Source organism: Rickettsiales bacterium (assembly GCA_035765535.1).
GTDB lineage: Bacteria > Pseudomonadota > Alphaproteobacteria > Rickettsiales > JABCZZ01 > JABCZZ01.
Map to the genome: position 1 here is coordinate 37,469 of DASTXE010000004.1, position 14,352 is coordinate 51,820.

General features: G+C 51.6%; 13 protein-coding genes. 10 read left to right on the forward strand and 3 right to left on the reverse strand.

Annotated features, from left to right (window positions below; translation table 11 throughout):
• Positions 1-13 precede the first annotated feature (13 nt).
• The 9 genes from VFT64_06055 (at position 14) to VFT64_06095 (ending at position 10,668) form a co-directional block, all read left to right on the forward strand.
• On the forward strand, positions 14-1,801 hold the full coding sequence (locus tag VFT64_06055; GenBank protein HEU5047394.1) for a monovalent cation:proton antiporter-2 (CPA2) family protein: 1,788 nt from the start codon (positions 14-16) through the stop codon (positions 1,799-1,801).
• 21 nt (positions 1,802-1,822) lie between these two features.
• The gene (locus tag VFT64_06060) at positions 1,823-2,692 is read left to right on the forward strand and encodes a D-amino-acid transaminase (GenBank protein HEU5047395.1); all 870 of its coding nucleotides are present in this window, start codon (positions 1,823-1,825) and stop codon (positions 2,690-2,692) included.
• Entirely contained in the window at positions 2,683-3,351 is a 669-nt protein-coding gene (locus tag VFT64_06065; protein ID HEU5047396.1) for an HAD family hydrolase, read from the forward strand. Before VFT64_06060 ends, VFT64_06065 begins: the two co-directional genes overlap by 10 nt.
• Before the next feature lie 73 nt (positions 3,352-3,424).
• Positions 3,425-3,886, forward strand: a complete 462-nt coding sequence (locus VFT64_06070; protein HEU5047397.1) for a winged helix DNA-binding protein — start codon at positions 3,425-3,427, stop codon at positions 3,884-3,886.
• Positions 3,887-3,920: 34 nt separating this feature from the next.
• Entirely contained in the window at positions 3,921-6,893 is a 2,973-nt protein-coding gene (locus VFT64_06075) for a phosphoenolpyruvate carboxylase (GenBank protein ID HEU5047398.1), read from the forward strand.
• A gap of 34 nt (positions 6,894-6,927) precedes the next feature.
• Positions 6,928-8,106 carry a bifunctional 2-C-methyl-D-erythritol 4-phosphate cytidylyltransferase/2-C-methyl-D-erythritol 2,4-cyclodiphosphate synthase gene (locus VFT64_06080; GenBank protein ID HEU5047399.1) on the forward strand — a complete coding sequence of 393 codons (1,179 nt, stop codon included), beginning with the start codon at positions 6,928-6,930 and terminating at the stop codon, positions 8,104-8,106.
• Positions 8,103-8,606, forward strand: coding sequence for a phosphatidylglycerophosphatase A (locus tag VFT64_06085; GenBank protein ID HEU5047400.1), 504 nt, complete (start codon positions 8,103-8,105; stop codon positions 8,604-8,606). The genes VFT64_06080 and VFT64_06085 overlap by 4 nt, the downstream gene beginning before the upstream one ends.
• An 86-nt stretch (positions 8,607-8,692) precedes the next feature.
• Positions 8,693-10,234, forward strand: a complete 1,542-nt coding sequence (locus VFT64_06090; protein HEU5047401.1) for an aminotransferase class I/II-fold pyridoxal phosphate-dependent enzyme — start codon at positions 8,693-8,695, stop codon at positions 10,232-10,234.
• Entirely contained in the window at positions 10,231-10,668 is a 438-nt protein-coding gene (locus tag VFT64_06095; protein HEU5047402.1) for a hypothetical protein, read from the forward strand. The genes VFT64_06090 and VFT64_06095 overlap by 4 nt, the downstream gene beginning before the upstream one ends.
• Before the next feature lie 13 nt (positions 10,669-10,681).
• Here the strand turns inward: VFT64_06095 and VFT64_06100 are convergent, their stop codons facing one another.
• Positions 10,682-11,419: a hypothetical protein gene (locus VFT64_06100; GenBank protein ID HEU5047403.1), complete on the reverse strand. Its 738-nt coding sequence runs from the start codon at positions 11,417-11,419 to the stop codon at positions 10,682-10,684.
• Positions 11,420-11,683: 264 nt separating this feature from the next.
• On the opposite strand from VFT64_06100, the gene VFT64_06105 reads away from it, so the two are divergent.
• Positions 11,684-13,363 (forward strand): MCP four helix bundle domain-containing protein, encoded by a 1,680-nt coding sequence (locus VFT64_06105; GenBank protein ID HEU5047404.1) that lies wholly within the window; start codon positions 11,684-11,686, stop codon positions 13,361-13,363.
• A gap of 17 nt (positions 13,364-13,380) precedes the next feature.
• Here the strand turns inward: VFT64_06105 and VFT64_06110 are convergent, their stop codons facing one another.
• Both VFT64_06110 and VFT64_06115 read right to left on the reverse strand, forming a co-directional pair.
• Positions 13,381-13,881 carry a response regulator gene (locus tag VFT64_06110; protein ID HEU5047405.1) on the reverse strand — a complete coding sequence of 167 codons (501 nt, stop codon included), beginning with the start codon at positions 13,879-13,881 and terminating at the stop codon, positions 13,381-13,383.
• A gap of 11 nt (positions 13,882-13,892) precedes the next feature.
• The gene (locus VFT64_06115) at positions 13,893-14,285 is read right to left on the reverse strand and encodes a response regulator (protein ID HEU5047406.1); all 393 of its coding nucleotides are present in this window, start codon (positions 14,283-14,285) and stop codon (positions 13,893-13,895) included.
• Between the last annotated feature and the right edge of the window lie 67 nt (positions 14,286-14,352).

Sequence of the window (14,352 nt, forward strand, 5' to 3'; positions counted from 1 at the left end):
AAATTCATTCGCCATGCCGCCGGAAACCGAACATTTGCCCATAGTCATCATACTGCTGGCCGCTGCCGTGCTGGCGGTCTCGCTGTTTCGCAAGCTGCGCATCAGCCCGGTGCTGGGCTATCTGGCGGCAGGCTGCATCATCGGCCCCGGTGGCATCCGCATCATTCCCGACATCGAAGGCACGAGTGCGATTGCGGAACTCGGCGTCGTGTTCCTGCTGTTCATGATCGGGTTGGAACTCTCATGGGAACGCCTCAAAACTATCAGCAAGCAGGCCTTCCTGCTCGGGGCATTGCAGATCGTTGTCACGACTTCCGTAATCGCCCTGGCGCTGAACCTCTGGGGATTGAAAACAGAAACCGCGATCATCATCGGCAGCGGGCTTGCCATGTCTTCCACTGCTATGGTCATGCAGCTGCTGACCGAATATAACCGCAAGGCCTCACAGCTTGGGCGCGTCGCGCTGGCCGTGCTGCTGGTGCAGGATCTGGCCGTCGTTCCCCTGCTCGTACTCGTGCCGGCACTCGCACAGGGCCATAGTTCGGTTACACTGGAACTGCTGATCGTTGCTGCAAAAGCCGCCGTGGCGCTTGCAGCGATTTTTGTGCTTGGCCGCATTCTGCTGCGCCCGCTTTACCGTCTCATCGCTTCGCTGGACCATGGTGAAATCTTCACCGCACTCACCTTGCTGGTCGTACTGGGCACAGGCTGGCTGACCTACCGCGCCGGGCTTTCGCTTGCGCTCGGCGCATTCATCGCCGGGCTGCTGATGGCCGAAACCGAATACCGTCATCAGGTAGAAGCCGACGTAATGCCCTATAAAGGATTATTACTCGGGTTGTTCTTCATGTCGGTCGGTATGTCGGCCGATCTGGAAATTATCTGGAAGCATCTGCCTTTCATCCTGGGAGCTGCAATTGCGCTCATCGCTGTTAAAGCCTTGTTGATTATGGGCGCAAGCCGTCTGCTCGGCTTCGGCACAGCCACCTCCATTCAGGCAGGCTGCCTGCTTGCACAGGGCGGCGAATTCAGCTTCATCCTGTTCAGGATCGCCGCAGAAACCAAATTCATGACAAGCGCCACGGCTGAAATCCTCACGCTGATTGTCATCACTTCAATGGCGCTAACGCCGCTCTCAGCATGGATCGGCAAACTCCTTTCCAGCAAGGCGGAACGCCAGCGCAAACGCAAGGCGGAAGATGCCACATCCGAAATGGCTGATATACGCGACCACGTTGTCATTCTCGGGTTCGGGCGTGTCGGTCAGACAATTGCGAAACTGCTCTCAGCCGAAAACATCAACTACATCGCGATCGACATGCAGATCAGTACCGTCGCCAAAGCCAAGAAGATCGGCCTGCCCGTTTATTACGGCGACGGCTCACGCCGCGAAGTGCTGCAGGCCATCGGCGCAGAACGCGCAAGCGCCGCCATTGTAACTTATAAATCTGCTGCCTTCGCGGAGAAAGCTGTGCATGGCATCCGCAGCGTCAATGCAAGACTTCCGATCATCGCACGCGCAGTCGATGTTAATGCGATCGTCTCTCTGGAAGCCGCGGGCGCAAACGTGGCAATTTCCGAAATGTTTGAAACCAGCCTGCAGTTGGGCGGCGCACTGCTCAAATCCATCGGTATTTCCGAACAGGAAATTTCGCGCATCGTAACCATCTTCCGTGACCGCGACTATGCGCTGGCACAGGGAGCGATCGACGTGAACGTTGCAAATACCCAGACACCGTATAATAAGATGCTGGCGTTTCAGAACGCGGTCATCAGCGGCGCGCCGGTAAAAGAAGAATGAGGAAAGGATAACAAACAAACTATGACGAATATAGCTTACGTGAATGGCCGCTACGTGCCGCTGCAGGAAGCGCAAGTCTCCATAGAAGATCGCGGATACCAGTTCGCCGACGGCGTTTACGAAGTAATCGCATTTTACAATCGCCGCCTGCTGGATGAGAAACTCCATATGCAGCGCCTCACCCGCTCGCTGAAAGAATTGCGCATTGCCGCCCCCATGAGCGATGCCGCGTTCCGCCTCGTCATACGCGAATTGATTGAACGCAATAACCGCGAACACGGTACGCTGTATGTGCAGATTACGCGCGGTACAGCACGGCGCGATCACACATTCCCGAAGCATGCCCGCCCGAATCTCGTCATGGCAGTAACCGGTCCCAAAATGCCGAAAGCCAAAGATGTGGATAAAGGCATCAGCGTCATTACGCTGCCGGATATACGCTGGGAACGGCGCGACATTAAATCCATCTCGCTGCTGCCCAATATCCTGGCCAAGCAAAGCGCCATGGAAGCAGGCGCAAAAGAAGCGTGGCTTTATGACGGCAAAGGTGTCATCAACGAAGGCTCTTCTTCCAACAATGCCATCGTGACCGCTAAAGGCGAGATCATGACCAGCCCGACGAGCAATCTGATCCTCGGTGGCATCACGCGCGCAGTGCTGCTCGACATTGCTCGCAAGAACGGTTTCAAGGTTGTGGAAAAATCCTTCAGCGTCAAACAGGCGAAGGAAGCCAAAGAAGCTTTCATGCTGAGCACCACTTCCAACGTTCTGCCTGTCACCAGCATTGACGGAGTCAAAGTCGGCAACGGCAAGCCGGGCGCAACGACGCTTAAATTGCTGGCGCTCTATCACGAACATATTTACCGCGAAACAGGATACCAATGGCAATAACGACGATGAACAACCTCCCCATTCCCCGCGCTATCATCTTCGATTGGGACAACACACTTGTCGATACCTGGCCGACCATACAGGAAGCGCTGAACAAGACTTTCGCGCATATGGGCTATGAGCCCTGGGATATGGAAACCGTAAAACAGCGCGTGGCGCGTTCCATGCGCGATTCGTTCCCGGATATTTTCGGCGAAAACTGGCAGGACGCAGCGACTTATTACCAGAACAGCTTCCGCGCCATCCATCTGGAACGGCTGACGGCACTACCCGGCGCTGCCGATATACTGGCGTATTTAAGCGGCAAACCGGTCTACCTCGCGATCGCCAGCAACAAGAAAGGACCGAACCTGCGGATCGAAACGGCACATATCGGCTGGGACAAGTATTTCGGCAATATTGTCGGCGCGGATGACACACCGAAAGACAAACCCGCACCGGAACCTGTGCATGCGGCGCTCAAAGACAGCGGCATCGTCCCGGGACGGGACGTGTGGTTCATAGGCGACAGCCCTATTGACATGGAGTGCGCCCACAGGAGCGGCTGTACGCCAGTATTTTATGGCGAACTGCCCCAAAAACCGCTAGCCTATCCATTCAGCAAACATGTCGAAAACCATGCCCAGTTGCAGGAGTTACTGGACAGTCTATTGAAATAAGATAAAATATTAAGATATTTTTAACAGTTTTATGGTCTAATAACCGGAATAACCAACTGATAAGAGGGTTCACGTGAAGGAAGTATATCTGGAAACCATCTTGCTCATCGAGCGTCTTCACCGTCGTTTTCTCGACGTGATCAAGACCGAGCTTGATCGGCTGAAGATTGAGGAAATCAACAACGTTCAGACGCTGATCCTCTACAACATCAATAACGAGCAGATCACCATCGGTGAATTGACCAACCGCGGCTATTACCTGGGTTCAAACGTCTCCTATAACGTGAAGGATCTCGTGGAAAAAGGTTTCCTGATCAAGGAACGTTCTCCGCATGACAAACGCTCCACCCGCGTGAAGCTGTCTGAGAAGGGTCTTGCGCTGTGCGAAAAGATCGACGAGCTTTATAAACGCCACCTCGAAGCGCTCAAAACCGGAACGCCGAATCTCGCTTCCCTGCCGGAAATCAACACCGGCCTGCATCAGCTGGAGCAATTCTGGACCAGCTACATCAATAATGTCTTCCGGGGAATGTAATTCAGGAAAGTAAAAGCCACACGGAGGGCGGGCCATGCCGATTGCCTTAAGGGATAACGATGCAGACCATGAAATCCGCTCCATTATTACTGAACTCAATGACTACACCAGAACCAGCGCTACTGCCCATGGCTTACTAAAGCCAAATGACGACTGGTTCTTTAATCTGCAGCCGGCGGATACGGCTTCAGGCTTCATGCAAACAGCAACAGAAATGGCGCAGCATACAAACGATCCCGACTCATGCCTGAGGGTAGCGGAGTATATGGGCGCAAACAGAATCGTGCTGAATGCGCTGGGTTATTTCTACCGCGCAAGCGTAACACCGTCTCCCCAAGAGCGCTTTGAAACATTTATCCGGGAAGGATTAAGAAATCCGGACACGCGCGACAGCTTTCTCGATACGCTCGAAGCTGCAAGAGATAAGATGATTATCAGCATCGTACAGACGATGCACCCTACCATTTATCATACCAAATTCGCACGCGAGCGGGAAACCGCGCTGACAGCGACGCTTGAGCAGATATCGGAAACGATTTCCAGCGGGGGCGATACGCTTCCTCTTATAGCGCAGGCGAAATCCCATATTGACGCCCTGACAACAGGCATGGTGGCTGGCGAACAGATCACGCCGGATAAACCGGTTACGGTAGCGGAAGAAAATACGCTGGACCGTGAGAATCACGAAAAAATGAGAACGACATTTGAGAACGTGATTCAGGATTTCAACACCGCCGTACAAACAGTTGCTGCAACATCGGAAAGGCGACTGACAGAAGACCAGGCAGAACGGCTTCGAAATGTAAAGATCGATCCGAAACAGTTAGAGTACCGTACCTGGGCTTATGCAGCGGACGCCGATGGCCGTGACAAAGCCACTTCCATCGAGCTCTACCGCGGCATTTACCGCCAGGTAAAAGAAGGTGATACAGAGTATAAAAGCCGCAAGCGCGATCCGCGCGAAAACGCAAAAGATCATATGAATGCCGTTAGCTGCTTGTTGCAGGTGGCTGGGCAGGATAATCCGGCAATGGAGGGTTACCTTGGGGAGTTCGGCCTTTCCGATACGCGTATATTGCAGGAGCTGGATAAGCAAAAGCAGCAGGAACTGCTTAGAGAGTTAGTGGCCACTGACAACCACTTCAGCTCCGACTTCCATGACGACATGGAAACGATTAAGGCAGGCACCATCGCTTTCAATCGTATGTTTGCAGAAAAATACCCGCAATTTTTGGAGGAAAATGGATTATCTCCTTATACGGATCTCGAAGCACTGAAGACAATGAAGATCAAAAATCCTTCTCCGTCCGAACCGCGCTTCATGCTGCAGAAGCTCTGCAATTTTATCGCTGATCAGGAAGTCACCGTAACCGAAGGGGAAGAACCGGCCAGATTCAGAATATCGCCCCACTCGCTTACCTATGAACGGGATCGTTATCATCGTCATAGCCAGTTCTTCAGCAATAAGCTCATCAAAGACGGTAGTAATATACGGGATCTCACGGACTCGGAGCGGCGCAAATTGCTCGACGTTATCAAGCGCCTGCAGGTACTGGACCATGCGATTGATCAGTTCGGCAACAAAGTAGCCGATCGTTATCAGATAGCTAATTTCGCTGGAGCAGAAGACTTTTACTCCACGCTCCTGCTGTTCAAACAGACGGGCATCATTGCCGTGGAAAACGGACAGGTTACCTCTCCCAAGCTTTCCATCCAGCCGCTGCTTGAAACGGCAGAAGATCAGGCAATGGCTCCCGCCATGTTCGAGAAACTGCTCGAAGATCCGCTGGTCGTCAGTTACTACCGGGCTCTGGGTAACAAAGCCGATATCATGTTCGGTTACAGTGACGGCGCAAAGAGTGCGGGCAATTTTGCTTCCGAATGGAGCATCCGTCAGAATGCCCGCAAGCTCTACGACATTTTTGCTGCGCATGGTATAGAGCTGCAGGTATTTCATGGACGCGGGCGCGGAGATAGCCGCGGCGGTCAGTTCGATCTGGGGCAGGATCAGCGCATGATGGACCCGGCGCTGGCCAGAGGCATGCGGTATGACGAAACCCAGCAAAGCGATCTGCCCCTGGCTGGTGCAACATCACAAAGATTTGAACAGGATATGTGCGCAAGTACCCTGACCGGCATTACCACAGCCGGGTGGGAAGCGCGCAGGTCAGGTGACAATCCCCCCTATCGCCAAGACGATCGGATTATAGACGAACTCGCAGCCACCTCCGAACAGACATACAAGACATTGATATATAACTCGGAGGAAACACGTAAACTCCTTGGCGTCATTCATGATAATCCCTACAAATCCTCACGCGCCGCTGCACGGAACACTCAACCGGACAGCCTCGATAAGATCCGTGCCATTACGGTGGAATACGGCTTTAATATGGTGGATGCACCATTGCATTATATAGGTACAAAGGCAGCGCTGGAAAAATATATCAATGACCACCCGGATGGCATCGAAACGCTCAAGGAACTGTACCATACACACCCGTTTTTCCAAGGAATGATGGACAAGACAGCCCAAGGGCTTATTGACTACAACCCACAGGTATTTCATGCTTATGCGGAAGCGATCGGCATTACCCAATGGGCAGATAAATGTATTGCGGAGCTTGACGGAATGCGCGACCTGGTTCAGCAGGTACGGGAGCAAACGCAGGTACAAAAGCTCGCACAGGGACCAAGAGCGAATCCGCGGCAGAACTCTTCCGATACGATAACTTCGCAGGCAGCCCTTCTGGAACAGACTCCGCTACGGGAAGAAGAAAAGAAGTTCGACAAAATGGTGCACGCACTTCCCATTGCCTATACAATAAAAAACGGCCATATACAGCCTATTACAGAAGAGCATAATCCATTTAGATCGAACGACCCCAAAACGGCTAAGACCATGCTTCTTGCCACCTTCGGGGCCGCATGCCGCCTGCCGGCAAAGATGCTCCAGACACCGGCACAGACAAGGGCAAGAGTTGACGGCATGTCTGTGGTGGGGTAATGGTACGCAAACCGTTACCTGTGATACATAGCTCATGAACAAATCCGCTATAGCGTTAATTGTCGCCGCCGGGGAAAGCAGACGCGCCGGGGGCACCCTTCCCAAACAATACCAGATGCTGGAAGGCAAAAGCCTGCTGCGCAGAAGCGCGGAAGCATTCCTGCGCCACCCGGGCATCTCCGGCGTGCGGGTTGTCATCAATCCTGCCCATCTGGCCTATTATCAGGCCCATACGGCAGGCCTCGATCTGCTGCCTCCGATTAATGGCGGGGCCACGCGTCAGCAATCGGTTGCGCTGGGACTAGCAAGCCTTGCGGATAATCCGCCCGAATATGTGTTGGTGCACGACGCCGCGCGACCGAACGTCTCCGGTGCAGTCATTACGCGAATACTGAGCGCCCTGGCGGAAACGCCTGCGGCCATCCCTGCCCTGCCGGTCTTCGATACGCTTAAACATGTCGAGGAAAACCGTATTATCGGCACGGTTGAACGCCAGAAACTGTTCCGCGCGCAAACACCGCAGGGTTTTCACTACAAAGAGATATACGCCGCGCACCGCGAATGCGAAGGCTACGAATGCACGGATGACGCTGCCGTGGCGGAACATGCGGGAGTGGAAGTGAAGATCGTGCCCGGTTCGGAGCATAACTATAAGGTGACGACGAAGGAAGATCTGGAAGACGCGCGCATCCTGCTCGCAGCAGCGTCGGAAACCCGTATTGGCACTGGGTTTGACGCACATCGTCTCACCGCAGACGAGAGCAAGAAATACGTCACGTTGTGCGGCATTCAGATTGCATCCGAACTGGCGCTGGCAGGTCACTCCGATGCAGATGTCGGCTTGCATGCGCTGGTGGACGCCATTCTGGGCAGCATTGGCGCAGGCGATATCGGTCAGCATTTTCCGCCCTCCGACCCGAAATGGAAAGGTGCGGATTCATCGCAATTCGTCACCCATGCTTGCAGCCTGCTAAAACAGAAACACGGCCGCATCATCAACGCAGATATCACCCTGATCTGCGAACGCCCGCATATTTCGCCTCATCGCGCTGCTATGGTTACGCATGTCGCAAAACTGCTGGAAGTAGAAGAATCTAGAATCAGCATCAAAGCAACGACTACAGAGAAAATGGGATTCACCGGACGCGGCGAAGGCATTGCGGCACAGGCTGCAGTGAGTGTTAAACTGCCCACCGCACAGGACCGCGAATGAGCGGGCCGCTCCCTTTATCGCATCCCGCCAAGCTGCTTGGCACCTGGTTCGGTGCTGGACTTTCGCCCAAAGCTCCCGGCACATGTGGCTCTATCGCTGCTCTGCCCTTTGCCTGGCTCATTCAGGTTTATTTCGGTAATACTGGCTTGTTCGCAGCGGCCAGCAGCGCTTTCATGGTCGGCTGGTGGGTCTGTCATGTTTACCTGAAACATACGGACACGAAAGATCCGCAGGAAATGGTAATTGACGAAGTATCCGGCCAATGGCTACTGCTGTCTTTCATGCCGCATACCGTTATCGCATATGCGGTGGGACTGGCACTGTTTCGCTTTTTCGATGCACTAAAGCCATGGCCTATACGCGTAGCAGACCGCAAAATCGGCGGCGGCTTCGGCGTGATGTTCGATGACATACTCGCCGCTCTTTATCCACTAGCCATCTTTTTCATCATTCAACAAGCAGGCTACGGAGACCGCATCTTGCAGCTAATTGAAAGATAAAGATTTATTAATAAAGATATATTAATATTTTATTAATGCTCTCTTGTTATACTTTAGCCGAACGGTAAAGTTATGATGGAAACAGCATGGCTAACATTTCCGATACTCCTGATATTGCTCGCACAGTAGAAGCAGCCTATGATGCTTATATAAACCAATATTACGCTACTCAAAAAGGTATTCCCAGCATCCCGGGTTATCGTCAAACATTTGGGGATACACGCTACAGCATTGAATCTCCTTATCCACGACGCGAAGAAGGAAACTCTGCACCGGTCGCCAACTTAAGCATGCTTAGAAATGCTGTTATCGGAAGTATTTCCGGAGGCCAGCCAGTACCGGAAGGAGCTTTTTGGGATATGCTGAAGTCAAGCGAAGAAGCTGGTGAATTAAGCAGCACGCAGGCTTCCACTCTTGCTACAGCCTTTATGCAATGGAGCTATGACCATACCTCGGATACCCATGCTGCGCTGGTGAATCTGCTTACCGAAACGTTTCCCGACAGTCGGTATAACGCATCTGAGCGCTTACGAATAGAGATAGAAAGACTCCTGATACCCGGCGTACCGCAGGAAACTGCCCCATATAATAATACGATAGCAGTAAATATCGATGGCTCCTCACCAACTATCCAAGCCGTTGCATTAGAACATATCACTCCCAACACGAATGTAATTCTCCCCGTACCGTTTTATTTCGGTTATCCACTGGTCGCAGACTATCTCAATGCCCCCTTATTAACAATTGATACGCAAGACAGTCATTACAAACTCACCCCACAAGCATTGGAGGAAACGATTAAGGCTGGCAATGTAAAGCCGGGAGATTGGCTGATCTTTACCAATCCGGACAATCTCACCATGTCTCCCTATTCACAGGAAGAACTACAGGCACTTGCCGTCATCATGGCAAAATACGAGCTGAATATTCTGTCGGATGAGTTATATGCTAATGTAGGCACCGGCGAACATTGCTCACTGACAAGCATTCAGGCACACGACCCTAACGGCTACAAATTGGCCGACCATATCATTACAGTAAGCGGTAATTCAAAACAGATAGATAGCAATCATAAATTCGGGGTTGCCTGTGGCCCCCCTCATATGATGGGAAATATTCAGCGGCATTTAGACCAGTCACAGTTTATGATAGACGAACGCTCTGCCGATATACACGCCAATACCCTCGCTTTAATTACTCCCGAAGTACGCCGCAAAGAGCAGGAAGCCATTGCAGCATCCTATCGCGTTACAGCTCAAACCATTGAAGAAATCAATGCAGCTTTAGGGCAAGATGCACTCGTATTAAACGGCTCCTCTAACGGACACCTGGCCACCCTTTCACTCTCACCTAAACTCCTTGCCAGAAGCGGAATTACCAATAGCGCGGATCTACAGCAGTATATACTTGCAACAACAGGAATTTCCACGCACCCTTTAGATATGATGGGCATCGAAGCACCGATCGTACGCATCAACACAACTCAATTTGCTAGAAATCCTGAAGCTATAAAACAAAGGCTATCCAATATGGCAAGAGAGATAGAAAATGATGAAGGGCCGCCAATAGGAACGGTGCGAGCAGCATTTGCAAATCTTGTCCGCCAGCAAGGAAGGACATATTCATGACCGTTATTCACGCCTTATATAAAACAAAAACACTTGAAGCGTTTCTGCGCTTCAAGCACAAGGCATATATATCTGAGCATCCAGCATCTGCACAGGAACTGCTCAAAATCGCTGATCTGCTGCAAAGCGCACGTACGATCATTGAAGAAGATATTCGAAAAGCGCTTCTCGAACAGCAGAACTCATATGGAAAATCCGGCACATCCCCGGCAGGCACTGCCTACCTATCGCCTCTGGAAAAAGCAGAATCACTTGCAAATAGCTCCAGTTTACGTGCACTGGATATTCAGCTGGCCAATATACATGAGGAAATCCGGGAACTGCGAGAACAAATACAGCCATATAAACTGCGAAAACCCATCGAATTGCAAACCTTACTGAAAGACCGCATTGCCGTTGCCGCGTTTCTTGCAGCCCCCTTGGACGAGCGCTAGTCCATCGAATAAATTATTCATTCAGTGCTGTCTGTTTTTCTTCTGCAACGGGTTCTTTCTTAACTGCAGAAACCGGCGGTTGTTGTGTTTGCTTCGCAAGCTCTTCCTCGCAATGCAGATTCACGGCTACACCGCGTAAAAAAGCCCGGTGCAGCTTGCCCGCTTCATAAGCCTCCGCCACACGCTTGGCATGGGCATCCGCGCCGCTGACCCAGCGCAGCCAACTGCGGTAAGGAATAAGATCCACATGCGTGCGCACCTCGTCGGCCACTTTTTCCTGGATGAAAGAGGAACCGCTATCGATATATTTATCCTTATCCTTCCAGCTGATATTATGCGCATGGTCCCAGGCCTTCACCAGCGAGTCGTTAGCACCCTTGTCATTAAATACCCTCTCCGGCCCGAGCACACCGTTAAGCTGCACAATTCCATCCACTACAGTACTGCAGTTCAAAGGTGTGGGAAGGGCATAAGGATTGTTAGTCATCTGCTTGAGATGATCGGGAATGGACTGGCGCTTGAGATTGGCGTCTTCGAGCGGTGCCTGAACGGCCTGTACGGCTCCGCGCAAACTGCCTACGAATGTGTCTCCAATGACCCGGAAGAACGAACGCGACGGTTTCTGGGCAGTTTTTTCCGCAGGCGGGCTGCTACCTGAACAACAGGAAAGAAAAATCGCCGCTAACGGCACCATCAGGCATCTGAAATAAAGCCTGTTCCGGTTTTTCGCAGGCGAAAAACAAACAGACATGTATCATTAACTCATTTCTATATCGCATAGAATTATTACTACTTTCTATCAGGCAGTGACCCGATCCATGACCTATGCGATTCTGACTCATAATAGCACAAATCCAAGCTTCGCGCCAGCGTTATGTTGCACCGCAACATGAGCGACATCCTCTCATTATGAGACAACGAAAGATTATTAAAATAATTATTTTACAGCGCAAAAATTGTGCTGCATAATGTCGGTTCGCAGTCGCACGCAATCATTTGCCATAGGACAATACTTATGAAAAATCTGCGGATAAGCAAAAAAATAGCCCTTTTAATGGGAGTGCTCATCCTCATGAATGTGGGGCTGGTCATCAAACTCATTTACGCCATGGATGCCGTGAACGCCCAAAGCACGGACATTGTGACGAACTGGCTTCCCAGCATCCGTATTTTAGGACAGATTAACGCCGATACGCGCGAAGTTCGCATATTGCAACTGCGCCACGCAGGCACAACGGACAACGCAGCCATGCAGGCAACTGAAAATGAAATGGCGCAGAATACCTCAAAGCTGAGCCAGCATCTGGCCGACTACGAGAAAACCATAAACAGCAAGGAAGAACAGGAGCTTTATAACAGTTTCAAAGCGAAGTGGGCTGCCTATATGCAACAGCAGGATGCCTTCCTTGCTCTTTCCAGAAGCAACAAGAATGAAGAGGCGCACGCATTACTTATGGGCACAATGCGAAAAGATTTCCGGGATGCCTTAGATTCATTGGAGAAGGATATCGAACTGAATAATAAGGGAGCAAGCGAAGCAAGCGCACAAGGGGATCGCATATTCGATAAGGAAAAACTGGACTCCGAAATTATCTCTGTTATTGCCCTGGCCATTGCAGCTCTCATTACCTATGCCTTAACCAGCAACATCGCGACCCCCATCGTGAGTCTGCAAAAATACATGCAATTGCTGCAGCAGGGTGACTATGACAAGGAAGTCCCCTTAAGTGACCGCAGGGATGAAGTCGGCGCTATGGCCACTTCCATAGAAGATTTCCGCAAAAGCCTGATTGCGAACCGTGAAATGACGCGGCAGCAGCAGGAGGAAGCAAAACGCAAACTTGAGCGCCAGGCGCGCGTGGAAACTCTAGTCAAAGAATTCGACACGAATGCCTCCAATGCCGTAGCCACCGTAGCTTCGGCTGCTACGGAATTATCGCAGGTGGCAACGGACATGGCCGCTATGGCTTCGCAGACCAACACTCAGGCCAAAAACGTCGCTACCGCTTCCAATCAGACTTCGGGTACAGTCCAGTCTGTGGCAACAGCCACGGAAGAGCTCTCCGCCTCTGTGAAGGATATTTCCAAACAGGTAGCCTTTTCGGCCACCATGATACGTGATGCCACTTCAGAAGCGCAGAATGCAAATATCATCTCGAAAGAGCTGGTGGATGCCGCACACTCCATCAGCGCCGTAACGGAGATGATCGAAAATATCGCCGGACAGATCAATCTGCTTGCATTGAATGCCACCATTGAGTCCGCACGCGCCGGCGAAGCCGGAAAGGGATTCGCTGTCGTCGCAAGCGAAGTAAAGAACCTCGCCACACAGACAGGCAAGGCAACGGAAGATATTCACAGCAAGCTTGGCAATATGCGGCAGATGACCGAAAATGTCGCGAGCGCACTGCTCAAGCTGACCGGCTCCATTGAGAAAGTGAACGATGTCTCCGGCAATATCGCGGCGGCGGTAGAAGAACAAACTGCCGTAACCCATGAGATAGCCACTAATATGAATACCACTGCAGCGGCCGTGGAACAGATCAATAACAATATCGGTGGCATCCGGCAATCCGCGGAAACCAATTCCGCTACTACACAGCAAATCCTCTCTGCTTCCGGATTGCTTTCCAAACAGGCGGAGAATCTTAGCACACAGGTCCGCCTGTTCCTCGATGGCATCAAAGCGGCCTGAAGACCGCCAGCTAAACGTCAATACGTTGCATAGCTGCCATATTTCAACCGGCATACTTTCTGCAGTATCTCCCGCATTTGCGCCCTATCGCACGGTTTCTTGATGTAAGACATCACATATAGCGGGTAACAGCTTCGGATATATTCAAACTGACGGTGTGCCGTGAGAATGACGATTGGAATGGAGCGCAAGGAAGCCGCGCTTTTCGCAAGCTCTTCCAATATCTCAAATCCATCCATTCCCGGCAGCTCCAGGTCAAGCAATATGAGATCCGGAAGTTCTGCCGGGCGGCAGACACGATTGACGCAAAGCCGTGACAGAGCTTCATCGCCGCGCGTCACTTTGGTCAGCAGAAACGGAATATCGGTGGAATCGAGCGCTATGCGAGTCAGCAATGCATCCGAACGTACATCTTCGACCAGAAAAATATTCAGGATATCTTCCTGCGGCAGAGTATGGAAATGGGTATAAGCGGTCGTATTGGTTTCAGGCGTGGCGGTATGAGATTCCTGTAGCATAAAGCCTCCCTCTAAGCGTTTTCCAACGCCTGTTGAATACGTAACCTGAACGATAACGGACTTTCCTTGTCTTTGATAAGGAACTGGCGCGCACCGCACATAATTGCCTCTTCCTTCGCTTTCATGCTCTGCGTCCCCGTATGGACAATGACAGGCACAGACCGGGCATATGCGCTGAGCGCGGCCACGCTTGCACTGCCTTCGATATCAGGCAGGCTCAGGTCCAGTATGATAAGATCGAAAGCTTTTTCCTTGATTTGCTCGAGTGCATCGGCCATACGCGGCACATCGATAACCTCAATCGGTTCGCCAAATAAAGCATTACGGAGATTTCTCTTAATGAGCAGAACATCGCTCTTACTGTCTTCAACGAGCAGTATACGCTTAAGCGGAATGCCTGTCATACAATCTCCTTTCAGCCGGATAGGCTCTGATTAGGACATTCTAAAGGCAATCTTGCTTAACATTCGT

Excerpts from the sequence above, each read along its gene's own strand:
- VFT64_06090 (HEU5047401.1), top strand. The coding sequence starts at position 8,693 with ATGGCTAACATTTCCGATACTCCTGATATTGCTCGCACAGTAGAAGCA.
- VFT64_06110 (HEU5047405.1), bottom strand. The coding sequence starts at position 13,881 with ATGCTACAGGAATCTCATACCGCCACGCCTGAAACCAATACGACCGCT.
- VFT64_06055 (HEU5047394.1), top strand. The coding sequence starts at position 14 with ATGCCGCCGGAAACCGAACATTTGCCCATAGTCATCATACTGCTGGCC.
- VFT64_06115 (HEU5047406.1), bottom strand. The coding sequence starts at position 14,285 with ATGACAGGCATTCCGCTTAAGCGTATACTGCTCGTTGAAGACAGTAAG.
- VFT64_06085 (HEU5047400.1), top strand. The coding sequence starts at position 8,103 with ATGAGCGGGCCGCTCCCTTTATCGCATCCCGCCAAGCTGCTTGGCACC.
- VFT64_06075 (HEU5047398.1), top strand. The coding sequence starts at position 3,921 with ATGCCGATTGCCTTAAGGGATAACGATGCAGACCATGAAATCCGCTCC.
- VFT64_06060 (HEU5047395.1), top strand. The coding sequence starts at position 1,823 with ATGACGAATATAGCTTACGTGAATGGCCGCTACGTGCCGCTGCAGGAA.
- VFT64_06065 (HEU5047396.1), top strand. The coding sequence starts at position 2,683 with ATGGCAATAACGACGATGAACAACCTCCCCATTCCCCGCGCTATCATC.
- VFT64_06100 (HEU5047403.1), bottom strand. The coding sequence starts at position 11,419 with ATGTCTGTTTGTTTTTCGCCTGCGAAAAACCGGAACAGGCTTTATTTC.
- VFT64_06095 (HEU5047402.1), top strand. The coding sequence starts at position 10,231 with ATGACCGTTATTCACGCCTTATATAAAACAAAAACACTTGAAGCGTTT.
- VFT64_06080 (HEU5047399.1), top strand. The coding sequence starts at position 6,928 with ATGAACAAATCCGCTATAGCGTTAATTGTCGCCGCCGGGGAAAGCAGA.
- VFT64_06105 (HEU5047404.1), top strand. The coding sequence starts at position 11,684 with ATGAAAAATCTGCGGATAAGCAAAAAAATAGCCCTTTTAATGGGAGTG.